20 protein-coding genes are annotated in these 21,576 nt (G+C 56.6%); 15 read left to right on the top strand and 5 right to left on the bottom strand.

Going from position 1 to position 21,576, the window contains the following annotated elements; all coding sequences use genetic code 11:
• From QQL28_RS32745 to QQL28_RS32730, 4 genes are all read left to right on the top strand, one after another.
• Positions 1 to 1,101: an AAA family ATPase gene (locus QQL28_RS32745; RefSeq protein ID WP_284272189.1), complete on the top strand. Its 1,101-nt coding sequence runs from the start codon at positions 1 to 3 to the stop codon at positions 1,099 to 1,101.
• A gap of 489 nt (positions 1,102 to 1,590) precedes the next feature.
• Positions 1,591 to 1,926, top strand: a complete 336-nt coding sequence (locus tag QQL28_RS32740) for a type II toxin-antitoxin system RelE/ParE family toxin (RefSeq protein WP_284272188.1) — start codon at positions 1,591 to 1,593, stop codon at positions 1,924 to 1,926.
• A complete protein-coding gene (locus tag QQL28_RS32735) occupies positions 1,923 to 2,111 on the top strand; it encodes a hypothetical protein (protein WP_284272186.1) in 189 nt (62 codons plus the stop codon). The genes QQL28_RS32740 and QQL28_RS32735 overlap by 4 nt, the downstream gene beginning before the upstream one ends.
• 296 nt (positions 2,112 to 2,407) lie before the next feature.
• Positions 2,408 to 2,989, top strand: coding sequence for a hypothetical protein (locus tag QQL28_RS32730; RefSeq protein ID WP_284272184.1), 582 nt, complete (start codon positions 2,408 to 2,410; stop codon positions 2,987 to 2,989).
• Positions 2,990 to 3,028: 39 nt separating this feature from the next.
• Here QQL28_RS32730 and QQL28_RS32725 read toward each other — a convergent pair whose 3' ends face one another.
• Both QQL28_RS32725 and QQL28_RS32720 read right to left on the bottom strand, forming a co-directional pair.
• Positions 3,029 to 3,925: an anti-phage nucleotidyltransferase gene (locus QQL28_RS32725; RefSeq protein ID WP_284272182.1), complete on the bottom strand. Its 897-nt coding sequence runs from the start codon at positions 3,923 to 3,925 to the stop codon at positions 3,029 to 3,031.
• A 9-nt stretch (positions 3,926 to 3,934) separates the two neighbouring features.
• A complete protein-coding gene (locus QQL28_RS32720) occupies positions 3,935 to 4,873 on the bottom strand; it encodes an anti-phage phospholipase (protein WP_284272180.1) in 939 nt (312 codons plus the stop codon).
• Positions 4,874 to 4,923: 50 nt separating this feature from the next.
• On the opposite strand from QQL28_RS32720, the gene QQL28_RS32715 reads away from it, so the two are divergent.
• The 5 genes from QQL28_RS32715 to QQL28_RS32695 are packed head-to-tail and all read left to right on the top strand — an operon-like array spanning position 4,924 to position 10,741.
• Positions 4,924 to 5,142, top strand: a complete 219-nt coding sequence (locus QQL28_RS32715; RefSeq protein ID WP_284272178.1) for a hypothetical protein — start codon at positions 4,924 to 4,926, stop codon at positions 5,140 to 5,142.
• Between the two features lie 30 nt (positions 5,143 to 5,172).
• Positions 5,173 to 6,255 carry a type IV toxin-antitoxin system AbiEi family antitoxin gene (locus QQL28_RS32710; protein ID WP_284272176.1) on the top strand — a complete coding sequence of 361 codons (1,083 nt, stop codon included), beginning with the start codon at positions 5,173 to 5,175 and terminating at the stop codon, positions 6,253 to 6,255.
• A complete protein-coding gene (locus tag QQL28_RS32705) occupies positions 6,243 to 7,118 on the top strand; it encodes a nucleotidyl transferase AbiEii/AbiGii toxin family protein (protein WP_284272174.1) in 876 nt (291 codons plus the stop codon). The genes QQL28_RS32710 and QQL28_RS32705 overlap by 13 nt, the downstream gene beginning before the upstream one ends.
• Positions 7,119 to 7,144: 26 nt before the next feature.
• Entirely contained in the window at positions 7,145 to 8,062 is a 918-nt protein-coding gene (locus QQL28_RS32700; protein WP_284272173.1) for an SIR2 family protein, read from the top strand.
• 12 nt (positions 8,063 to 8,074) lie between these two features.
• Positions 8,075 to 10,741, top strand: a complete 2,667-nt coding sequence (locus QQL28_RS32695; protein WP_284272171.1) for a hypothetical protein — start codon at positions 8,075 to 8,077, stop codon at positions 10,739 to 10,741.
• Here QQL28_RS32695 and QQL28_RS32690 read toward each other — a convergent pair.
• Positions 10,738 to 11,097, bottom strand: a complete 360-nt coding sequence (locus QQL28_RS32690) for a hypothetical protein (protein ID WP_284272169.1) — start codon at positions 11,095 to 11,097, stop codon at positions 10,738 to 10,740. The two genes, QQL28_RS32695 and QQL28_RS32690, sit on opposite strands and share 4 nt — an antisense overlap.
• Positions 11,098 to 11,560: 463 nt before the next feature.
• Between QQL28_RS32690 and QQL28_RS32685 the strand changes: the two genes are divergently transcribed.
• A complete protein-coding gene (locus QQL28_RS32685) occupies positions 11,561 to 12,037 on the top strand; it encodes a hypothetical protein (RefSeq protein WP_284272166.1) in 477 nt (158 codons plus the stop codon).
• A 79-nt stretch (positions 12,038 to 12,116) separates the two neighbouring features.
• Here the strand turns inward: QQL28_RS32685 and QQL28_RS32680 are convergent, their stop codons facing one another.
• Positions 12,117 to 12,308 (bottom strand): hypothetical protein, encoded by a 192-nt coding sequence (locus tag QQL28_RS32680; RefSeq protein ID WP_284272164.1) that lies wholly within the window; start codon positions 12,306 to 12,308, stop codon positions 12,117 to 12,119.
• A gap of 302 nt (positions 12,309 to 12,610) precedes the next feature.
• Between QQL28_RS32680 and QQL28_RS32675 the strand changes: the two genes are divergently transcribed.
• Positions 12,611 to 13,324: a hypothetical protein gene (locus QQL28_RS32675; RefSeq protein ID WP_284272162.1), complete on the top strand. Its 714-nt coding sequence runs from the start codon at positions 12,611 to 12,613 to the stop codon at positions 13,322 to 13,324.
• 65 nt (positions 13,325 to 13,389) lie between these two features.
• On the opposite strand, the gene QQL28_RS32670 is transcribed toward QQL28_RS32675, so the two are convergent.
• Positions 13,390 to 14,214, bottom strand: a complete 825-nt coding sequence (locus QQL28_RS32670) for a hypothetical protein (RefSeq protein ID WP_284272160.1) — start codon at positions 14,212 to 14,214, stop codon at positions 13,390 to 13,392.
• Positions 14,215 to 14,359: 145 nt separating this feature from the next.
• Between QQL28_RS32670 and QQL28_RS32665 the strand changes: the two genes are divergently transcribed.
• From QQL28_RS32665 to QQL28_RS32650, 4 genes are all read left to right on the top strand, one after another.
• Positions 14,360 to 15,325 (top strand): HNH endonuclease, encoded by a 966-nt coding sequence (locus QQL28_RS32665; protein ID WP_284272158.1) that lies wholly within the window; start codon positions 14,360 to 14,362, stop codon positions 15,323 to 15,325.
• A 390-nt stretch (positions 15,326 to 15,715) separates the two neighbouring features.
• Complete coding sequence (locus tag QQL28_RS32660; protein WP_284272156.1) at positions 15,716 to 16,039, top strand: hypothetical protein; 324 nt, start codon at positions 15,716 to 15,718, stop codon at positions 16,037 to 16,039.
• The gene (locus tag QQL28_RS32655; RefSeq protein ID WP_284272154.1) at positions 16,036 to 18,576 is read left to right on the top strand and encodes a beta strand repeat-containing protein; all 2,541 of its coding nucleotides are present in this window, start codon (positions 16,036 to 16,038) and stop codon (positions 18,574 to 18,576) included. The genes QQL28_RS32660 and QQL28_RS32655 overlap by 4 nt, the downstream gene beginning before the upstream one ends.
• Positions 18,576 to 21,455 carry a phage head spike fiber domain-containing protein gene (locus tag QQL28_RS32650; RefSeq protein ID WP_284272152.1) on the top strand — a complete coding sequence of 960 codons (2,880 nt, stop codon included), beginning with the start codon at positions 18,576 to 18,578 and terminating at the stop codon, positions 21,453 to 21,455. The genes QQL28_RS32655 and QQL28_RS32650 overlap by 1 nt, the downstream gene beginning before the upstream one ends.
• The last annotated feature ends 121 nt before the right edge of the window (positions 21,456 to 21,576 follow it).

Raw genomic sequence — 21,576 nt, 5'->3', positions numbered from 1 at the left:
ATGACCTGGACTGGCGGCTGGACGCCTTCTCCGTACAACGAAGAGCGGGTCCTGCAGGAAATCACGAACGCGAAGATCCCGCTGAAGGGCAGCGATCCCGGAGCGGCGATCGCGAGCGCGTTCGAAGCACGGCGGGGGGAGTCCGCTTTCGTGCCCGCATACATGCTTGTGAACATCGCGCATTGGTTCGGCGTGAGAGAAGCGACCACGGAAGCCTTGCGAGGCAAGCTGGACGCCGACCGCGAAACAAAGAAGAGCCAAGTCAAGTCGCGGTTGGCGGCAGCCGAGCGCATGATCGAACGTATGCGCCGTATGGCGGTCGGCTCGCTGGATCAGTCGGCCCGACTGAAGGAGGCGCTGTCGACGGTCAATCCGAACAATTTGCCGGCCGAATTGTCGCCTTCCTTCCTGCCTGAGGCCATGGCAGGTGACCGCGTCGAGGACTTCAATTCGGCGTTCGCCAGAATACGGGAAGTCGAGGTCGAAGCGCAGCGGGAAGCGGGTTGGATACGCAATAAGGTCGCTCACTTCGACTTAATCGATCCGGAGGTCGTTTCACGCTTATCCGATTTCTATGAGGCGACGATCGGCGACGTCGACTTCGACATCCCGGGCTGGAACTGGCCGCGCTGCGGACAGAGCATGACGCTCACGGTCGGTCCTTCCGGAGCCGGGAAGTCCACCTGGTCGGCCGCGCAGGGGATCGAGGTGATCTCTTCAGACGAAATCAGAAAGGAACGGAGTCCGGACGGCGAAGTGCCGGGTGCGCAGTCCGAGATATTCCACGAAGTTCGCATGCGCAGCGCGAAGGTCCTCGGCAACGGTCGATCGGTCATCGTCGATGCGATGCACATCGAACCGGATGATCGACTTCGCCAGTTGGCGATAGCCCCCACTGACGTTTCGAAGAAGTACGCGCTCATCGACCGGCCCCTCGCCGACAAGCAGCGGGACGGCGGTTGGAGAGGACAAGAAGGTCTCGTCAACAAGTATCACCGCCTGTTCGCCGACCACGCGGGCGCTGCGCTGGCGGGGGACGGAAGAGGAGACGTCGAGGTCATCGACCTCCGGATGCAACAGAGCGAAGGAAGCACCGGTTAGCTGCGGGTGTCAGGCGAAGGCATTCCCTTGGCTATGACGAACGTGCTGGATGAAAAAGACCCCCCTCGCTTTTCTGGCGGTGAAAAATCGACGAAAAAAAACGAGGCGAAATTCGTCAGGTGTTTCAGCGGGATGTGAGATCGAGTCGATTTCAAAACGAAATCGAGTCGTTCTAAAAGGTGAAATCGAGTCGTTTTCAAAGTGTCCGCATAAAAGTAGCGGGGTGGTGGACCTTTTTGGACACCTATCGAACGTTATGCATAGCACCGAGTCGGGAAGTTCGAGAAACTTTCGAACAGATTAGGATGGGTAACGCGATTTTGCTGTAGTCAAACTGAGCGCTGCCGTGCGTGCTCGATGCGCTCAATCGTCAGAAGGAATGGCAAAGGATTCATTGCAGACGTCCCCCAGACAGAGCACTGATCTAAAAGGCGTATTTTTTCTTGCCTTCTATGTACCATTTTTGGTACAATCGAGGTACGAGAACTCGTGAACCGGCTGCCCACCGCCTTCTACCAGCTAGCCTCTGGCCGCGAACCTGTTCGTGAGTGGCTGAAGCTGTTGCCGGAAGCGGATCGCAAGATTGTCGGTGAAGACATCAAGGATGTGGAGTTCTCTTGGCCGATCGGTATGCCGCTTTGCCAGGCCTTAGGAAAAGGCCTGTGGGAGGTAAGAAGCGAACTTGAGGGCAATCGTATCGCGCGGGTGCTGTTTTGTGTTCACGAAAGCCGGATGATCTTACTGCACGCCTTTATCAAGAAGACGCAGAAGACACCCCAGGCCGAACTTGAGCTTGCGCAGAAGCGCCGAAAGGAGATCGTATGAAGAAGAAAGGCCGCATTGGATCGTCTTTCGACAATTTTCTGAAGGACGAGGGCATCTATGCCGAAGTAACGGCAAAGGCCATCAAGCGTGTGATTGTACGCCAGCTCGATGCGCTGATGCATGACGAGGGGGCTCACCAAATCCGCCCTCGCCAAACGTATGCAGACCAGCCGGGCACAACTTGACCGGCTTCTTGATCCCGACAACGAGTCGGTAACGCTCGCGACGCTCACACGGGCAGCGCAGGCCGTGGGCCGTCATCTGAGGATGGAATTGGTTTAGCACCACCGCTCGCTCCTCTGCTCTTTGCATTGCGCCCACTCAAGAAGTTCGTGAAACATTTGAGCAGCTCAGACGGAGCAATGCGGTCTTCTCATAGGCAATCAAGCGCCCTAATGTTCGTGCCTTCGCAGTTTCCTCGTGCTTCAGTACATCGCACTTGGCGACCTAGAGCCGGTTCAATAAAGGGATCATCGCTGTGATGAATGAATCCGAGGCAAAGCGGTTCGTCGTTGATATCGACAAGCTGCCACCCGATTTCCCAACCCATCGGCATGACGGTGCATTTTGGGAAGCGCTAGGACGCGCTGTTGCGACCTTCGGGTTTCTTGAGGAGGTTTTAGGGAAGGCTATATTTGCTTTCACCGCTACCCGCACCATTCCCTCCGATCGAATTGAATCGGAGTATAAGAAGTGGCTACCAACGCTACAAAGGGCTCTCGAAGATCCGCTCGGGGGTCTCACTGATTCATACAGCAGCGCGGCACGCAAGCATCAGAACGCGCCTTCTTATCTCGACGATCTGGTGAAAAACCTTCGTGAAGTCGCTGTTTGGCGCAATACGATTTGTCATGGCTCGTGGCGAGTGCCCGACGCTGATGGGCGTTCTCTGCCACTCTATGTTGATAAGAGGCGCGGTGTTTTTGAGACCCCGATCGACATTACTGCCCTCAAGCAATTGCAGCGGCACACTGTTGAACTGGTGTGCTCAGTCATGAATTCAGTAACGCAAATGGGCTATCGATTTCCGGGGACCCGCGGGCCTGGCACGAGCATTTGGTAGCTCATGACCGCCCTGGCGGGACAGGCAGGCTATCGATCGTCATTTTCCGCCATTGTTCCAGAATTTTTGAAGCTCGGCCAGAAATGTTTGGCACGATTGAGGTGACCAGCTTGTGTGCTGCTTCTCCCGCAGCAGCCAAAACATGTAGTTCGCGCAGACAAGATCCTCGCGCTTCGAGGCCTGAATCCATTTCAGGCAGTTCTCGAATGTTTGGACGCGGTTCGCTACAAAATTCTCGTTCGGTACGTTGTAGAGAAGTCCCTCAAGATAGTAAGAAGGCGCGAGGCCATCTCTGATCACGCCATTCTGGATCATGCGATTTCGCATATTCTTCCAGATGCGCACCGTCGGTTTGAAGCGGCTACTCGTTGCCTGGTGTTTGGTTGTCACATTGTCTGAATGTTGCTTCGGGAAATTCTCGACCCGATCCCCGCCAGTCGGCCAGAAACAGATGCCCTCATTGTAGTCTGAGGAATTGCCTGTAAAGCGATGGTAGCGCCGGAATTGAACTGCCGGCAGAACATCGGTGTTGCGACGACCACCGTTTGGCTTGATCCAGATCACCTTCTTGTCGGGCGATGCATCCGTACCAAACCGCTTTTGCAAAACAGTGGTAACCTCGCTACGAAACTGGTCGTAGTTATATCCGCTGCCTGTCGATAGCGATTGGTTAAACGCGGCAAGATCGGGGCCAGAAAGCCGGCTTGTGTCGTAGTAGAAAATGTCCTGCATCTTTATGATTACATCGACGTCACTATCGGCGTAGACGTTCGTGTCGTTTCCGTATGAGCCCTGCAAGAAGCAATAAGTTAGCCTGCCCGCATATGCTGCATCCTTCGACTCAAGCGCGAGTTTTACGGTGGCGTAAGTTTGGCTGGATTGGGTAACCGAGCCCTGTGACGACCAGGTCTCAAGTTGAGATTCTGCAATTGCCATTGTCGATCCTCAAAGCAAAAACGTCTTCAGGTCTTGTTCTGCCTTTGCGTAAGACTCACGGCCTCGAATGAACAGGTCGTTGAGTTTGCTCATATCGTGCTCAAACAGATCCGTCGCCATGTGCGGTTGTGGGAAAGAGTCGTTGATGCGGATGGTCGGAACATCCTTGAACATGATGGCGCGCAACTGATCCATTGATTGCGTGTTGATCTCCATCACCTTCTGCAAAAGAGTGACGCTCTCGACATATCGAGTCGCAAACCACATTTTGCTGAAGCGCTTGGGTAACTTTGGAGGGTATTCTCCGACCCCAATACTGACTACGCGAATATCGGCGCGTGCTTTGCCGAGGGGCCCGGTAACGTCGGCAAGTGCGTAGAGCGTCGGATTGTTGGCGCAGAATCCGCCATCAATCAGTTCGAAGTCGCCGAGGGGCGTTTTGACGGTTTTCTTTTCGAAGAAGGGATAGGCGGAACAGGAGGCCTGAACCGCGTCTGCGATTGTGCATCCGAACCCTGGTTTGAACGTCCCTTGCCGCCCGTGCGCTTGCTCTTTTGACGCCTTGAACACCATCGGACGGTCATTGATCCACTTCGTCGTGACGATGCCGATGCCAGTTTTCACGTCTTCAAAGGTCTGCTCCCTGAACACCTCGGTTGCGAGGGCTTTCAATCGAGCCGTCTTGTCCGCCGGCTTCTTGCAGGCCATTACCGAGACGACGTGCTGCTTGTAGAGGGCGTGAATTTCTTCGACCGAGTGGCCGAGAGCCAGCATCGCTGCGATGATCGCGCCGGTGCTTGTGCCAAAGATCAGGTCGAATTTCTGGTACAACGGCATCCCGACAAGCCCTTCGATCTCGCGAAGCGCTCCGAGCGAGTAAAAGCCTTTGGCGCCGCCTCCATCGAGAGTGAGGACGCGATAGGGTTTGTCACTTGAGGATTCGGCCATTTGCCCACCAAGTTTTGCGGCATTTCAGTCCCCTAGGTCCGACGGGTTCCATGCAACCCCTGATTCCCATAAGGCGCGACCACTCTACTATGGCTGGGACTGATGTTCTAGTTTTGTTCGCGATTGGGTTGAATGCTCGTGGATGGATCGGGGAAAAGCTCAAATACCCTCGTTTTCAATGGGAAATGGCGTTCCTCAAGATCATGATTTCACTGAAAATGTCATTTTCAGCGTTTGCTGAAATCGATGATTTTGGTGAAATACCTTGACTTTTTCACTGAAATAGGTATTTTCAGCATATGTTGAAAATGCCAGAAACAGTGAAAGAACTGGAGCAGCAAGCTGCTAGCGCGCTCGGCAAAGCCATTGCCGAAGTGCCCGCCATACGCGTGGAGAATATCGAGATCGAGCCGGCTTCACCAGATCGTGGCGTGGATATCATTGCCCACATCAATGTTGCCGACAAACCTCGTATCCTAGTTTGCGAAGTAAAGCAGAGCGGGCAACCTCGTCACGTCCGTACCGGACTGCTTCAGTTGCGAGATTACGCCGCACATCTCGGCAAGAGTGCTGTTCCGATCTTCATTGCACCGTACCTGTCGCCAGAAGCGCAGGCTCTCTGTAAAGAGAACAATGTGGGTTTTCTTGACTTGGCGGGCAACGCTCGCCTTGTCTTCGACAGCGTCTTTATCGAGAAGCTCGTATCAAGCGCACCACCCGCCGAGCGACGTGAACTGAAGTCGCTATTCAAGCCGAAGTCCGCGCAAATACTGCGTGCCTTGCTTCAAGATCCCAAGCGTGCATGGCGTGTCGTCGAATTGGCAAAGGCCGCAGCCGTTAGCTTAGGTCATGTAAGCAACGTACGCGCCGCCTTGCTCAGTCGCGAATGGGCTCAGGAATCGGAAGACGGCTTCTTCCTGTCCAAGCCCGATGCCCTGCTCGACGCGTGGCGCGATGAATACGAGTCGCCCGAGGGCAAGCGGGTCGGTTTCTATACAATCCTGCACGGCAGTGCTTTTGAAGCCGCTGCCCGCCAGGCGTTTGCCGCATGCTCCGACCAAGAAAAAGCGGTCTTTGCGTCTTTTTCTGCGGCCCACTGGTTAGCCCCGTATGGGCGAACCGGTACGCAGTATTTTTATGCGGACGAGGCTGGCCTGGAACGTCTAAAACAATGCCTCAAACTTTCTCCATCACCAAAGGGGGAGAATGTGGTGGTGACCGTGCCGAAAGATCGTGGACTCTTGCTCGATACCGTCGAGCCGGCCGCCGGTGTTTACTGCACTGGCGATATCCAGACTTACCTTGATCTTTGGGGTGCTGGTGAACGAGGCCGTGAGGCCGCTGAGCATCTGCGTCGTATGAGGTTGTCATGGCAGGCGTAACCCCGCAAGAACCGCAATCCGCCGCCGATTACGACGACCGCACCACGGCTGCCGTAAAGAGCGTTCTGATCGAGATCGGACAAATTCTCGGCAGCTTCCAGGGAAAGTTTGCTGTGATTGGCGGGGCCGTACCTTGGCTGCTGCTCGACAACGAAGAGATGCGCCATGTCGGATCAATCGATGTCGATCTTAGCCTTGACCCCGAAGCTCTTGGCGACGGCGAATATGCAACGCTCGTCGAAGCCTTGATGGAGCACGGCTACAAGCAAAACGCACAGCTACGGCGTTTTCAGCTCGTCCGCAGCGTCCCATCGAAAGACGGCGGTCCTCCCATCGACGTCATCGTCGATTTTTTGATGCCGCGTGACGCTGCGATCGTCAAAAACAATCCGCCGCTGGTAGCCAACTTCGCCGTTCAGAAAGCCGATGGCGCGGATCTCGCCGTTCGCTTCTTTCAGTACGTCGCCATCGACGGTCCGATGCCTCAAGGCGGCACGAACAAGGTCGAAATCGCCGTCTGCTCGATTCCGGCCCTGCTCGCCATGAAAGGACATGCCTTGAATGGACGTCTTAAGCAGAAAGATGCTTACGACATCTACTACTGCATTCGAAACTATCCAGATGGCGTCGAGGCGTTGGCCGCGGCATGCCATGAGCTCGAAGGTGAGGCGAGCGCGCTCAAGGGCTACAACTATATTGCCGAGAAATTCGACGCGCTCGAAGGCTTCGGTCCGACATGCGTGCGTCAATTTGTTGAAGACACCCGGATCATGGGCGATCGTACTCCCGAGCAATGGCAGCAGGACGCCTTTGGACAAGTCGATGCCTGGCTGCGCGCCATGGGCTTGCGTCTAGCAGAATAACTGAGGCGTCGCTCAGAATACTCGAAATGAAGTTTCTCCCGAACAGCGCTGATATTCCGCACGATCTCATTCGATCGGTAAGCGATGGTGACGTCATCTTTCTATGTGGAGCGGGTGTCTCCTTTGGAGTCGGACTACCAACTTTTAAGAAGCTGACCGACGACGTCTATGCGGCGATTGGTGAGAGCCGAGCACATGAGCCTGCGGAAACGATAGCTTATGAGAAGGAAGAGTATGACCGGGTGCTTCGCTCTCTTGAGAAGCGCACCCTGCTGCACGGAACTGAGTCGCGCGTTCGCGTCGCCGTTACGCGGATATTGAAGGCGCCGGATGGCGCCAATCTCGTCCACCATAAATCCCTGCTTCAACTATCACGAGATCGCTCCGGGCGGGCACGCCTGCTGACTACGAATTTCGACACCTTGTTTGAACGCGCGGCGCAGGAGGAAGGGCTCTCATTTGAAAGCCATGCCGGCAAGTCAATTCCGCGTCCGGGCGGCGCCGATGATTTCGGCATACTTCACCTTCACGGCAGGCTTGAGGATACGAACCTCAGCTTGAGGAAATCAGATCTGATCCTAACGAGCGCCGACTTTGGCGATGCCTATCTCAGGGATGGATGGGCGTCACGCTACATAGAAGACCGGATGCGTCTCAATACACTCATTCTGGTCGGCTATCGCGCAGAAGACGCGGCGTTGCGACTCTTGCTCGAAACGCTGGATGCCGATCGGGATCGTTTTCGCGACCTCAAGGACATATATGCGATTGAGAAAAGCTCTCCGGGCTCCGCCTCGTTATGGAATGCAAAGGGGATCAAGCCACTCGAATTTGCCGATTACCCGGATATCTATACGACACTCGCAGAATGGGCTCGGTATGCAAAGAATCCTGCTGCATACAAACGGCAGGGCCTTGAAGAAATTCTTCGACCTAAATCGTGAGCGTCCATCCCGATGGTAGAAGCCACTAAGAAGATAACGCCAGCCGATGTGTCGGAATTCGAGCGCGACCGGCTGCGTTTTTTTCTTACTGGTGACGACGCACTCACCAATCTGACGGAGATCAACCCCTCTCTCGCGTGGTTGCCGCTGCTGGCCGAGATGAAGGTCTTCCAGAATGACACCGTCTTGCCAGCATGGATCGAACGAAACTTCGCAGATATCGAGGCCGTCCGCGAAGTCGTTAACAACCTCCGTTTCTTTGATGCCGAAGCGGCCCGTATTCTGAAGTATCGGCTTGAGGCCCAGCGGGGCAAGCTTGATCCGCTCCTTGTAAAGTGCTGGCAGCTCATAATCAGGCACATCGAGAACGATCATCAGGGCAGAACTTATGGCCAATGGTTTGGACTGCTGCCACGGCTAAGGCACGGTGACGTCTCGGCAGAAGTTCTCTCCCGGCTTATCCATCTGCTCACACCAAAGCTTTTCGTCGAAAAACGCTATGGATGGTATGAAGATGCTGATCGGTCGATTGAGAAGCCGACGGATATCATGTCCATCAAATACGGCGTCGAGGACGGCATCACCGAAAAGGACTTCATTGCGGCGTGGCCGAAGAATGCGGGCGCCGAAGAAATGGCGTTTCTGGTTGATGGGCTAACGACTGCACTCAGCGCCACGCTCGCTGATGCAACCGAGGTCGGCGTTGAGGGGGCCATTGGGCTCAGCCTTACCGATATCGACGTTCCCTCGGTGGCCGCACACCAGCAAAATGCTCACCATGAGGGTTTCCTTCCGACTGTTCGGGTGCTTGCCGAGCTTTGGTCGAGACTTGTCGAGAATGACCTGGACAAAGCTCTGCATACTCTGGACGTGTGGAAGCGGAGTTCGTTTCGCCTCCTTCATCGGCTAGCCCTTTATGCAGCGGGCGATTCAAGAGTTTCGCCTGATCTGGCAGCCGACGTTTTGCTGGCGATACCGCAGGGCGAACTTTTTCTGACAAACTCGCAGGTCGAAGTGCACCGGCTCATTCGTTCAAGGTGGCCGGAATTTTCAGACGCGGAGCGCGGTGCGATCGAGAGACGCATTGTCGTAGGGCCCCCCGCCGATTGGTTTAAGGACGGCGTAGACTTGGCCGAGCCGATGGACCGGCACCGCTTTGCGCTCCTGCTCGACCTGGAAGGCAGCAATGTCCCGTTGGGATCGGAGGCCGCGAAGCTGCTGACGGAAATTCGGCAAAGGCGTCCGAACTGGATTGACAATGATCCTGAGAGAGCCGGCTTTGCCATTTGGCATGGGGAAGGACGTAGCCTTGAGGGGAAGAAGGAGAAGCTTCAAGGGGTGCCAAGCAGCGAGTTGGTCGCCGCCGCCAAGAAGGCGGCGGCCGAGGCCGACTTCATGGATGGTGATGCCTGGCAGAGCTTTTGCCAAGCTCAACCGGATGAGGCGTTTCTAGGCATCGAGGCCGCTTCTGACCCCGATCGTTGGCAGGAATGGGTCTGGCGGCCCCTCCTGTGGGCGGCAAACAAGATTTCCGATGTCGCGCTTTTGAACCGAATGGCAAGCTTGCTTGCCGCATGGCCAGAAGATTCGCCATTCGCTGAAACGGCCAATGGTGCTGCCTTCTGGATGGACCAGGTCTCGGACAAGCTGAAATCTGCGGTCCTGTGGAAGCTGTGGGACCTCATCGAACGCCGGGCTCCGCGGCCTTCGGAAAAGCCGGACGGCGATATTTTCACGGCAGCATTAAACGATCCGGCCGGCAACCTGGCATCGGTGCTCTTGAAGAAAACGCCAAAGTCGAGGGGACAAGTCGAACTCGGAAAGGCGCTGCGCGGTCGTTACGTCAGGCTGCTGAGCGGGAACGATTTCTTTGCCCTTCTCGCGCGCGTGCGCTTTTCCGCTGCGGTCGCATTTCTATTCGAGCGGGCACCGGCATGGACGGAAGCCAACATCCTCCCATCCTATGAGTGGACTTCGCCGGATGCCGTCGCGATGTGGTCCGCTCGCAAGTATGCCAATCATATTGGCTCCGCCCGGCTATTCTCCCTCACCAAGAAGCCCTTTCTCGAACTCTTTTCGCGGCAAGAGATGGGCAGAGAGGACAATCGGGCTTTCTCCGACTGGCTCGCCATCATACTGGTTGTTAATCAGGCTAAGAAGGCCGAATATCCGTTGACGACTACCGAAGTGCGTTCCGTCTTGCGAGCGACGGGCAACGAGGGGCGGTGGTCGTTTGCGCATCAATTGGCTGTCGAAATGGAGGCCGCGCAACCAGCCGAGAAAATATCGGTCTGGCGAGAGATCATCGGTCCGGTCTTCGAACGCGCCTGGCCACTCGACGCGGAACTACAGTCGCCGCGGACTACGTTCAAGTTGGTTCAGCTACTTCTAGCAACCGGCGACGCCTTCGGTGAAGCCGCGCCGATCGTCATCCCGTTTATACGTCCCGAAGAGGCGCGGGCGCATTCGAGCGTCTTCTCCATCTCCGAAGCCGATCCTGAAATCTACAAGGTCGCGCCCGAGCAGATGCTTAATCTGCTGAGCGCGGTTGCCGGCGATGCCGCCAATCAAAGCCTGTACGGTATGAACAAGGCTCTGGAGAAATTGGAGCAAACCGCGCCCGGCCTTATGGAAACCAAAGCCTTTCAAAAGCTGAAGATGCAAGCCATGACGCTTTAGCGGCCCGACAGATCCTTCAATTCGGCTTGACGTTTCGCGATGAGGAGCTGCGGCTTGGTTGTATCGAAACCGGCTTGCTCAAGCTGATGGATAGTCCCGGACAATGCCGCGATCTGCGCCTGAAGTTGAAGCAGTCGGACGGGCTGCTTCTCCTGTCCCTTGATGTAGCCGACCAGCACGGACTTGCGCGCACAGAGCATGGACCCGAACCTGAAGACGGGCAATCGCGAGTTCTTGACCAGGTGATAGACCTTGCACCGAAGGTCCCGTGATCCAAACAGGTATTCTGCGATTGCCGCAGCACCTTCCAATATGTCGTCAGCGAATTGACCTGAGCTGGCGGCGTTCGGCTCCATGTATCCTCCCTATGTTTGTTGATCGGTCCCCGGCGGCTGCAAAGGACATTCCCGAGCGAATAGGTGGAGTTTGAACCTCGCTGTTTTGGCCGCCTTATTCGGCCTGCCAAAAACGGGTAACGCCACTATCCTGACCCGCTCTACGTTTGGACAAACGGGCCAAGGGAACAGGCTCATTGTCTTTTTTTGGTAGGTCGGAAGTCAAAGATAAAATTGCTGCGTTGCAAGAGGTTCACAACCTTTACGATATGCACACCCGCGTGTGCGTGTTGGTCGTTCGTTCGCTTTGCCGTGAAATCGCGTTTTGCCTTCGAGGCAGCGATCATTCGCGAGATCGGACGCCGTTCGGCGCAGGATCACCAAAGATTCAAAATCTTTTCAGGCCGATTCACAATCCTTTCGATCAAGAAAGCGGACTATTTTCGCTACACCGGAATCTCCTCAACCAAGAAAGGAGATCTCCATGAAAGTCCTCACCATCGGAAAAAGACTCGTGCCCCTCGAACAGGTCGCGTGTGTCGAACCCTTCGACCCGGCAGCCAACCCGGAGTTCAAGCCCGAGAAGGAATTCAAGTCGCGGCTGATCATGCTCAACCGCGATATCGTTCTCACCGAACAGCCGCCACAGGAGTTTGCGACCGAACACGGACTCCACCTCTTTACGGAGGATACGGTGGCGGTGAACCCGGCGATCGTTTTCCGGGTCGAGACCTTTGAGCCGACCGAAGGCTTCAATCCCGCGAAGCCTTATAAGACCCGGCTCAAGTGGCGCGACTTCGCGGGTAAGGAGCAGAGTAAGCTTCTGCTGACAGCACCCGAAACGGTTATCGCCGAGCTCCTGAAGACCAAGGTCGAGACCGTTCCGACGGTCAAGCGTTCGGCGAAGCGGCCTCCACGGGGTCGCAATGGATCGCGCAGGATGGAAGGATTCAACACCTAGCGTCCACCGGTCGTCGAAAGACGCAATGTTCGAACCCCTGTCGGAAGATACCCGGCAGGGGTTTTTCTTTGACGTCCGATCAGAAGTGAAGCCCGCGCCGGGTCATGGTGCGGCGGATGTTGTCGAGATTGGCGAGTACCCTGAGCCGCACCGCCGTACCGGCCTCGAATGCTGCAAGCGACCATTCAAGATTCGCTGAGAGGGCGCAAAGCTCGTCCCGCGTCAGGTGCATCAGTTCGTCGATCGTCCATGGCTGCATTTCTTCCTCCATCGCTGGACCGCGCCAATCGCGGCCTTCGAGGAGGCCGTTGCGCCGGAGGAGGCGGATGCATCGTCAGACCGGAACGCAGTGAAGGAGTGCGTCTCGGCCCGCCGAAGCTTTGGCGTAGGCGGGAGCACTTGCATCCATGAGCCGACGCGCGGTGCGATAAGGCCGGCGAAGGATGCGATTGGTGCGACGTGATGGGGGACCGGCGAACGCGTCAAACGAACCTGTCGCAGCGAACACCTTGCAAAGCGCTGTGCGCATCGCCAGATTCGGTTGCCCACGGAGTCATGGGAGAGATTGCGCCAATGGAGCTGAAGCTTCCGAATGACTGTCTGGCTGTGTTTGCCGACGATACCGGTCACGAAGCCCTTGTCCCGGATCAGCCGGTCTATGGGCTTGGCGGCTGCGCCGTACTCGCGCAAGATCTTGATGCTATCGTTCGGACGCCGTGGCGTCAGGTAAGGCGGCAAGCGACGGGTTCGCCGGACACGCCGCTTCATGCCAGCGACTTTGGCCGGAGCGCGACCCGCGAGCAGATTCTCGCGGCTGCCGCGTTCTTTCGTCAGGGCCGCTTTGCACGGTTTGGCGCTATCGTGTCTGTCGATACCGCGTTTGACGGCAATCTTGGCCCTCTGCTAACCATTGCTTTGGTACTTAGGCAACGCATTATCGACATCGCGAGGTGGACCCGCTTTGGTTCCGTCGCGGTGATTTTCGAATCGTCGGAACGTGCAGACCCCCTGATCGAGAAGGCCTTTCAGGACTTCTCGATCGAGGAAAACGGGAAGCCACTGCCGGTCGAGTGCTATTTTATGCGAAAGCAGGAAGGCGAACCCGGCCTGGAAGTCGCCGATTTCATCATGCACGCGATCGGGCGGCAGGCACGTCACAATCTCACCAAGCGGGGCACGTTCGTCCCGGACTTCGCCGCTGTCTTCCACGGCATCGATACAAAGCTGGTCAGCTTTATGGAAGTGTCGTCTGTTGTGCAGAACAGGCCGGCAATCGGAGAGGCTTAGGCCACGAGAAGCCGAGCCTCCACGGTCGCGGACCGTGGCTACAGGCTGATATTAGATAGACGCACCTAAGGGCGAGGATCGTCGAGCCCGAAACGTAGCGGGCCGCCATCAACACGATCGCGGGGCATGCAGCCGCCGCACTCGAGATCTAGCCATGTGCTGACCACAGTTCGTACGAACTCGCGAGCTTCGAGCAGATTCATAAGCGTGTCCTGCGAGAGGGTTGTATCGCGTTTTGACGCACCATGGCGGCCGAACGCACGGTTGTTGGCGGCATTCTTGAAAGCGTTATGCGGCTGCCGCTTCGCCAAACCTGCTTCCGGCAGCTTATCGAGCGTTGTTCCGCGATGTCCCGCAATGTCTTCGAGCAGGCGATAGTAGTCGGCCCAGGAGGGCTGTCCTGCAAGGACAGAAGCCGCGTAAGCAGCCAGCGGATTCTCGCTCATGAACGCGACGCGGTTCGGGAGCAGCTCTTTGAGCGTCGGGTGCCGGTTTGTGGCAATCAGGCGGGTGGGGCGGTTCGGGATGGTCGAGCCAAACACCGCTTGGCCGGAACCGCCCTTCGCCTCCCATGACGCAGAGACGGGCACGACGGGCTTGAAGTTACTGTCCGCGAGTGTGGCGTAGCCATTGAGAGGCGCGATAATCTCCCGCGCGATCCAGGGCCTCTCCAAAAATGGCGCTTCGATGATCGGCAGGCATCCCGGTCCCGCGATATACGTCTCCTTATGATCCGCGTCCTGAACGCGATCAAGCAGACCGTCCTTGATGCCCTTGATTGCCGTGACAACATGAAGGTCTGGATAGGCGCCTTCGGGAAAGAGCAAGCTCAGCGCGTAGAGGTCGTCAACGTGGCCTTGAACATGAATCCTGGCACTTGGCTCGGTCACACGCTCACCCTCCCACAGAATGCATTACCAACATAGATGGCTTCGTCCCGCGCTGCATCAAATCACGTAGCATCGGTTGCCACGGTACGGCGCGGGGTGACATACATGCACGCGTCGTGTAGGTAAAGTCCATCAAACGTTGTAGTTGCGATCTCGTGAAGACCTTCTCAAGTTTGTTGATTGCCGGATATTCGTAGATATGCCCCAAAAGATAATGCTGTGCAGGCTCGTTAGGGCCGAAGAGTACAAATCGAAAAAAGAGGAGATCTTCGCGGGTAACATGAGCTACCCGGCGACGCACAAGCTTGCCGTCGAGCAGCTCAACTTTGCCGACGAGAAAGGCTCGGTGTACGGCTTCGTCGAGAACCGAAGCCAGAACGTCAAGCTTGAAAATCTGGGCGCAAGTCCGGCCGATGATTCCATCGATGGAGTCATGATCGTATTCTGCGCCGTGGACGAGCGCAGCATGAAGCTGAAAGTCGTCGGCTGGTACGAGAACGCGACCGTCTTTCGCGAGTTGCAAATGCCGAAGAAGGGCTCAATTCGCGGCGATTGGGAATACTATTTCCAGGCCTCGACCATTGACGCTCATCTCGTTCCGGCCACAGAGCGCGATCTCGAAGTGCCCAGAAAGACCCGGCGGATTGATCAAGGGTTCATTGGTCAGCGCAACATCTTCTATCCCTCCGGCAATCCGAACTATGAGCGGTTTCTGGAGAACTTCGATCTGGTCCGGAGAGGCGCACTGCCTAACGGTACCGGCGAGACCGATCAAGCGGCGTTCCAGGAGGGCCAACTCGCATCGCGTGAAGCGTCGTACTTCGCGCGCAATGCAGGGCTGGTGAAGGCGGCAAAGCGTCATCACGGCACCACCTGCCAGGGATGCGGCTTCAATTTTGCGGACTTCTACGGAGATATCGGCAGGGACTACATCGAGGTCCATCACAAACGACCGATCGCCGCCGGCGAGGTCCGTGTCTCGACCGTCGATGACGTTGATGTTCTCTGCGCCAATTGCCACCGCATTGTCCATCGGCGCGAAATCCCGCTAACGCTCAAGGAGCTGAAGGCTCTGATTGCCAGTCAACGCGCTCGTCGCAAACGCGCATAGAAAGCGTTTGAGTATCGTCGTCTGAACCGGTTTTGATTCGCCTTGTTGGACAGAGCTACGTCGAAAGGCGCGGTGCCACAGGCACAAGCAGAACTTCATTGACCCACCCAACCGCCATGGCAGTGTCGAGGTGAGGGCAGAGAAAGCCTGCCTTCGGGGTGTGATGACCTCTCTACTAGCGGTAACGGCGTTTGCCGTCTCAAACGCTGCCTTTCGACCCTATGGGCCGGGAGGCGGCGGTCGGTTGTCGTGAAAACGATAACCCTCGATGTCCAAGCCTTGCGGCCAAAGGCCGTCGCAATCGCCTAGTAGCGATTCATCAACTCCCGTGCTCGCCAGTGGAAGGTTCTCTTCCCGGTGTCTTTCCGAGCTTTCCGGAAGGGAGTTTTTGTGAAGCGTTGCGTTTGCGTCCTCGCGTTTGTCCTGGCCCTGCTCGCACATCATGCAGCGGCAGCCGATCAGCCGAAGGCCGATCCGTCCAAGACCAATCCAGTCGGCGGCATGGTGTTCTCAGGCGCTAATCATTGCTGCGTCGGTATCGGCACGGCTTCTCCGAACGCCAATCTCGATGTTTATCAGGGCGAGCTCAAACTCGGCGCTTCCGGCGTTGGCTGCTCAGGCAAGAACGAAGGCGCTCTGCGCTACGCGGCCAAGCATCTGCAACTCTGTGACGGAACGGGCTGGCGAAATGTCAGCCTCGATAAGGCTGAATGAAGCCGAGTAAGGCGCGGCATGCGCTCGGAGCCTTCATTGTTCTTTTGGCCGCGTTCGGCCCGTCGTCCGCGTTGGCTCAGCTCGCGACGCCGCCGGGTTTCTCCGTGGGCACATCAGGCCAGTCTTGCAGCGGCTCGAGCATCCAATACGGCTGGCCCGACGCCAACGGCCAAATTCTGAAATGCTCGTCGAACGTCTGGAGCGTTGTTTCTCAAACCGCCGCAGCGGCCGGTTCAACCGGTCAGGTGCAATGGAATAATTCCGGCGCGCTCGGCGCCAGCAGCAACCTGTATTGGGATGATACGAATATCAAGCTCGGCATCGGCACTAGCTCGCCATCAAGCACGATTGGCTTTAATGGCGAAGCGAGCCGTACCATACAGCCGGAGCGTGCCTTTATCGGTACGACGGGCGCTGATCTCACGATCAGGGCGGGTGGCGCGCAGGCCGGTGCGACCAATGCCGCAGGTGGTAATCTGTACCTCGTGGGCGGCACCCATACGGGAAGTGTCGCTTCGGGCGGAGGCGTCTACTTTTACACACCCAGCCAGGGCTCGTCCGGCACGGCCGACTATGCCCCCGTCATACGTGGCAGTTTTAGCGGTATCAATGGCGGCTTTCAGATCAACACAAACTACCTGCCACCGACCGATATCCTGACCGTCGGCGGCAACGCACGTTTGTTTAACAATGTTACAAGCGGCACCATCGCGGGCATTAATTTTTCTGCAAATAACGGCGGCGGCAATCAAACCGTGTTCGCAAGCTACTCTGCGGGAGCCACATCAAAAGTGGCCGGCGCAGAAAATGGCTATCTGAATCTCACCATCATGGAGTCGGGAACATCAACCACCGCGATGCAGATCAACGATGTTGGTGGCGTCGCTATCGGCAGCAGCTATGTCGCTTCTATCGGCACCAACACTGCTCCCTCTAACGGCCTCATCGTGCAGGGAAATGTGGGGATTGGCACGCAGAACCCACTCTATTCGCTGCACGTCAGCGGCACAAGCGAAGTGGCCTTGTTCGGCGACAACGCTTCGAATTCGCTTCAGTATGTGGGATTTGCGAGTGGAAGTGGGTCGGTAGCGGGCCGCGCGATGGTCGGCTACGACTCCAACACCAGCAACGCGTTCATTCAGGGGGGCAGCACAAAGGGTCTGGAGTTCAACGTCAACAACAGCGTCGCCGGAAGCGGCCAAGCCATGGTCATAGGGACAACTGGCAGCGTCGGCATCGGGACGGCGAGTCCCAGCCAGAACCTCCACATCTATTCGGCGTCTGCCCCTTATTTGAAGCTTGAGGGTGGATCTGCGGCTCAGACTATCATCGGCCTCATCAACACTGCGCATTCATGGAAAGTGATAAACGAAGCTTCTGGCGACTTCGATGTCTATGACGCTACGAATTCAGCGAGCCGCGTCTATATCGTCGGGAGCAGCGGAAATGTCGGCATCGGCACGACGGTGCCCGTTTTCTCTCTTGATGCCGTGATAGCGGCAAGTACGAGTGCCGGCAGCCATGATGTTGCAAGATTTGGGGATGGCACCAATTCTGTACGTGCCGGTTTTCTGGCGAACGGATCAGCGGTCGCGGCTTCTTATATTCGAGCCGATAACAGCCAACCTCTTTATCTGGCGACAACCAGCACTATCACGGCAGGCGGCGGCGTCACCATTACGAATACCAACAGCAACTACGTTGGGATTGGCACTGCTTCACCGACCAACAAGCTGGATGTTTACGGTGCCAACGGCGGTGGTGTCGCAATCGGCTCGGGCTACGCGGGCACATATACCGCGCCCACCAACGGCCTCATCGTGCAGGGGAATGTGGGGATTGGGACGAATAACCCGACCGATACACTGACCGACTACGGCAACCTGACCTTGGACAATGCGGGTAGCGCCAACAGCACGATCAGCATCAAGCGCGGTGGTACGACTTATGGGCAGTTGTACAATCTAAATGGGAGTACGAATTTCTACATTCAGGCTCCAGGAAGCGGCGTGCTTACTCTTGCGGCAGGAGCTGGGTCGAATGCTGTCGTCATCAACGGTGGAAACAATGTCGGCATTGCGACGACAACCATCGGAAGCAAGCTTACCGTAAACGGGAATATGTCTGTCGGCAGCGGCTACGTTTCCAATTCAGCGCCTACAGATGGTATGATCGTCAGTGGCAATGTCGGCATGGGGACGACCGTGCCGCTCGCTACGTTGGACGTGAACGGATCGCTATATAGCCGCGCCGTCAGCTCTAGCTCGACGACCATCAATTGGGCTTCGGGTAATGTTCAAGGCACCTCGCAAAGCTGCGGCGCGTTCAGCTTCAGCGGTATGCAGGATGGTGGCAGCTATACGCTAACGGTCGAGGGCACGACCTCAGGCACCTGCTCATTCAGCAACACGGATTCGCCGACGCTGACGTTCAAGATGCCGTCCAATCATGGCGCGACGACCGCCAGCACCATGACGATCTATCACTTCACCCGCCGGGGCACGAACGTGTTCGTGACCTGGATGCCGGGGTATTAATGAATGGGCAGCGTCTCCTAAGGGCGCTCGCGCTCCTGGTGCTGTTGGCGACGTGGGCGCGTGTGTGCTGTGCCCAGGTGCCGGACGATTTGATCCCGCAGGGCAACTGGTACCGCAACGGATCGACCCTCGATCTCGATTTCTACAACGACCGATATTGGCTGAACGGCACGACCTACAGCGGGGTTGCCAATTTCATCAGCGGAGCGGGTGCGACCTTCACGCGTTCGGGTACGCACAACATTACCTCGACCAGCGCGCCGTTTTATCTCGACAGCAGCCAGGGCCAGGCCTTCGTTAGCCGCGCGCCGATAACAACCACCTACACCGCGACGGGCGCACCGTTTTACCTCAGCGGCTCGCAAGCCTTCGTCAGCCGCGCCTCGACCGGGACCTATTTCGATAACACCGGCACGCTGCAAACGGCATCGAGCAACGTCGCGCGCAGCAACTACATCTATAACGGTAGTTCGTGGGTGCTCGGCGGAACGCTCATCGAACCGGCGGCGACGAACCTCGCAACCTATTCAAGCGATCTTTCGCATTGGACGGCAAATGGCACTTTCACGCTGAATCACGCGACGACCGCGCCGGACGGCTCAACGGCCTATTCGGTTTCCAGTAGCGGATCTGCGGGTGCATATCTGGGAATTAGTTGTAGTGCGAGTACCGCCTATTCAATGTCTGCCTTTGTCAAATATGTCAGCGGGACAGCAAGGGTTCGCGTCTGGTCGGACAATACTTCATTCGCTAATGGAAGTACCGGCTTGCCGGCTTATGTCGAGGTCAACTCCCAAACCGGCGCTGTCCTCCTCACTTCTTCGGGCGTGCTCTCATCTTCTGTTGTCACGATGGCAAATGGCTGGTTCAGGGTCATCGTCAATGCGGCCACGGACACGTCGTGCACGAATCACTTCAACCTCATAAATTACAATGTTGCGAGCGTTGCCACTGAAAACGCCTTCTGGGGCGACCAGGTTGAAGCAGCCACGTTCCCGACATCCTACATTCCCACATCAGGGAGCACCGCCGCGCGTTCGGCGGACGTTTATACGTCGCCATTCGACGGAACGTATTTCAACAGCTCCGGCGTCATGCAAACCACGACCACCAGCGTCGCGCGGACCAACTACACCTACAACGGCAGTTCATGGGTCAATGCCGGAACGCTCATCGAACCAGCGGCGACTAATTACCTGACGTACTCGACGGACCTTACTCATGCCACGCCGCGAAGCGCGTCCATCAGCGCCATAACCACAACAGCGCCTGACGGTACGACATCGACGCAAAAGCTGATGGAAACGAGCGCGACCGACATACATGTCTTGAGTCAAAGCTATATTACCCTGACGGCGGGGAGCACTTACACGTTCTCGGCCTACGTTAAATCCGCCGAGCGCAACATCGTCGAACTGTCATTCGACTATCCTGCCATTTCCGGCAGCAACTACTGCTATCGCGGCATAAACTTCAACCTGGGAACCGGGGCCGCACTTGTAGCGACGCCGGTTACGAACATTAGCTGCGCGGCCCTCTCTCAATACGGCATGCAGCAAATCTCAAACGGCTGGTGGTATCTGTGGGTCGTGGACACCGTACCGGCAGGAGCCACTAACGCCTATACGAGCTTCAGTGTCCATTATAACTACAACACTAATAAGGACGATTCCTACGCTGGGACCACCGGAAGCGGCCTTTATATTTGGGGTCCGCAGAATGAAATCGGCTCGACCCCGACCTCGTACATTCCCGCTTCTGGAAGCTCAGCCTCACGATCTGCTGATATCTATTCAGTGCCGAATGGCGGAACGTATTTCAATAGCTCGGGCGTTATGAAGAACGCGCCCTCCAATACTGCGAGACTGGATCACAGCCCCTCCAGCCCATATCAGCCATTTGGAGTGCTCATCGAGGAAAGCCGGACAAATTACGTTTCAACAAGCGGCGCAAATAGCAATTGGCCTTATCAAGACGCAGTTGTGAGTGCCACTACAGCCCCAGATTCCTCTTATGCCCAACAATTCACGCTCGACACCGCGGCAGGCGGGCGTCTCTGGATGGAGCCTGGGCCTTATAGCAACAATACATTTACAGGCTCTGCCTATGTAAGAGGTATAGCGGGGAGCAACGTTACCACTGTAACTCCGCATATAAAGAATTGTCAGACGGACACTGTTGTAAGCACGGACAGTGCGGTGACCTTATCGACGACGGCATGGACGCGTGTCTCTTCGACAGGGACCACAACGGGGAGCGGCTGCGGCGGGGGTGCGCGTTTTGAGCTCACGTTCAACAATGGCGGGAGCAGCTCAACCGTTCTTGTTTGGGGCGTTCAGTTAGAAGTCGGCTCCTTTCCAACCTCCTACATCCCGACCGTCGGCAGCACAGTCACACGTAATCCGGACGCCATGACCATCGGCACCACGGCCGCCGGTGCCAGCGGTGTCTGGTACACGGCAGGACAGGGAACATTGTTGGCGAGCGGAACGATACCTTATGTGGATAGCACCAACGCGCACCGGTTTGCTGAAATCGATGACGGAAGTAACAATAATATTGTGACACTCACGGCGACGAATGCTGTTGATAAAGCAGCCATACTGAATGCTGGGGCGGTGGTTTATGCTCAAAACCCTTTAAGCACAGTTGCGAACAGTTTGATCAAGGGCGGTATCGCCTATTCATCGAATGTTTATTCTGCTTTCAGCGGGACAGCCTATACATCGGGCTCTGGCATCAGTATTCCCGCCATGACACAGCTTTGCGTAGGCTGTGGTGTTGGCGGCGGCGCCTACTTCCTCGATGGCTGGGTCAACCGGGTGGTTTATTTCCAATCCGTCCAACCCAACGCCAGCCTGCCGGATTACACGCGCTAGGTCGCTTTCCAATATGCCGTTTGTTGCCGTGGTCGCGGTGGACAAATTGAACACGGACTTCTGGCCTCGTATCCCGGCAGCTATCCTTCCTGCCCCAACAACTCAGCAAACAGGCGAGTGG

The sequence above is a fragment of the Bradyrhizobium iriomotense genome (assembly GCF_030160715.1).
GTDB lineage: Bacteria > Pseudomonadota > Alphaproteobacteria > Rhizobiales > Xanthobacteraceae > Bradyrhizobium > Bradyrhizobium iriomotense.
The sequence above is the reverse complement of the archived record's forward strand: the minus strand, read 5'-3'. Positions and strand labels throughout refer to the sequence as shown.

What these genes read in the sequence shown, in the direction of transcription:
- QQL28_RS32675 (WP_284272162.1), top strand. Translation starts at nt 12,611, where the DNA reads ATGGAGCTGAAGCTTCCGAATGACTGTCTGGCTGTGTTTGCCGACGAT.
- QQL28_RS32650 (WP_284272152.1), top strand. Translation starts at nt 18,576, where the DNA reads ATGAATGGGCAGCGTCTCCTAAGGGCGCTCGCGCTCCTGGTGCTGTTG.
- QQL28_RS32685 (WP_284272166.1), top strand. Translation starts at nt 11,561, where the DNA reads ATGAAAGTCCTCACCATCGGAAAAAGACTCGTGCCCCTCGAACAGGTC.
- QQL28_RS32705 (WP_284272174.1), top strand. Translation starts at nt 6,243, where the DNA reads ATGGCAGGCGTAACCCCGCAAGAACCGCAATCCGCCGCCGATTACGAC.
- QQL28_RS32655 (WP_284272154.1), top strand. Translation starts at nt 16,036, where the DNA reads ATGAAGCCGAGTAAGGCGCGGCATGCGCTCGGAGCCTTCATTGTTCTT.
- QQL28_RS32735 (WP_284272186.1), top strand. Translation starts at nt 1,923, where the DNA reads ATGAAGAAGAAAGGCCGCATTGGATCGTCTTTCGACAATTTTCTGAAG.
- QQL28_RS32730 (WP_284272184.1), top strand. Translation starts at nt 2,408, where the DNA reads ATGAATGAATCCGAGGCAAAGCGGTTCGTCGTTGATATCGACAAGCTG.
- QQL28_RS32745 (WP_284272189.1), top strand. Translation starts at nt 1, where the DNA reads ATGACCTGGACTGGCGGCTGGACGCCTTCTCCGTACAACGAAGAGCGG.
- QQL28_RS32695 (WP_284272171.1), top strand. Translation starts at nt 8,075, where the DNA reads ATGGTAGAAGCCACTAAGAAGATAACGCCAGCCGATGTGTCGGAATTC.
- QQL28_RS32710 (WP_284272176.1), top strand. Translation starts at nt 5,173, where the DNA reads ATGTTGAAAATGCCAGAAACAGTGAAAGAACTGGAGCAGCAAGCTGCT.
- QQL28_RS32715 (WP_284272178.1), top strand. Translation starts at nt 4,924, where the DNA reads ATGCAACCCCTGATTCCCATAAGGCGCGACCACTCTACTATGGCTGGG.
- QQL28_RS32700 (WP_284272173.1), top strand. Translation starts at nt 7,145, where the DNA reads ATGAAGTTTCTCCCGAACAGCGCTGATATTCCGCACGATCTCATTCGA.
- QQL28_RS32690 (WP_284272169.1), bottom strand. Translation starts at nt 11,097, where the DNA reads ATGGAGCCGAACGCCGCCAGCTCAGGTCAATTCGCTGACGACATATTG.
- QQL28_RS32720 (WP_284272180.1), bottom strand. Translation starts at nt 4,873, where the DNA reads ATGGCCGAATCCTCAAGTGACAAACCCTATCGCGTCCTCACTCTCGAT.
- QQL28_RS32725 (WP_284272182.1), bottom strand. Translation starts at nt 3,925, where the DNA reads ATGGCAATTGCAGAATCTCAACTTGAGACCTGGTCGTCACAGGGCTCG.
- QQL28_RS32680 (WP_284272164.1), bottom strand. Translation starts at nt 12,308, where the DNA reads ATGGAGGAAGAAATGCAGCCATGGACGATCGACGAACTGATGCACCTG.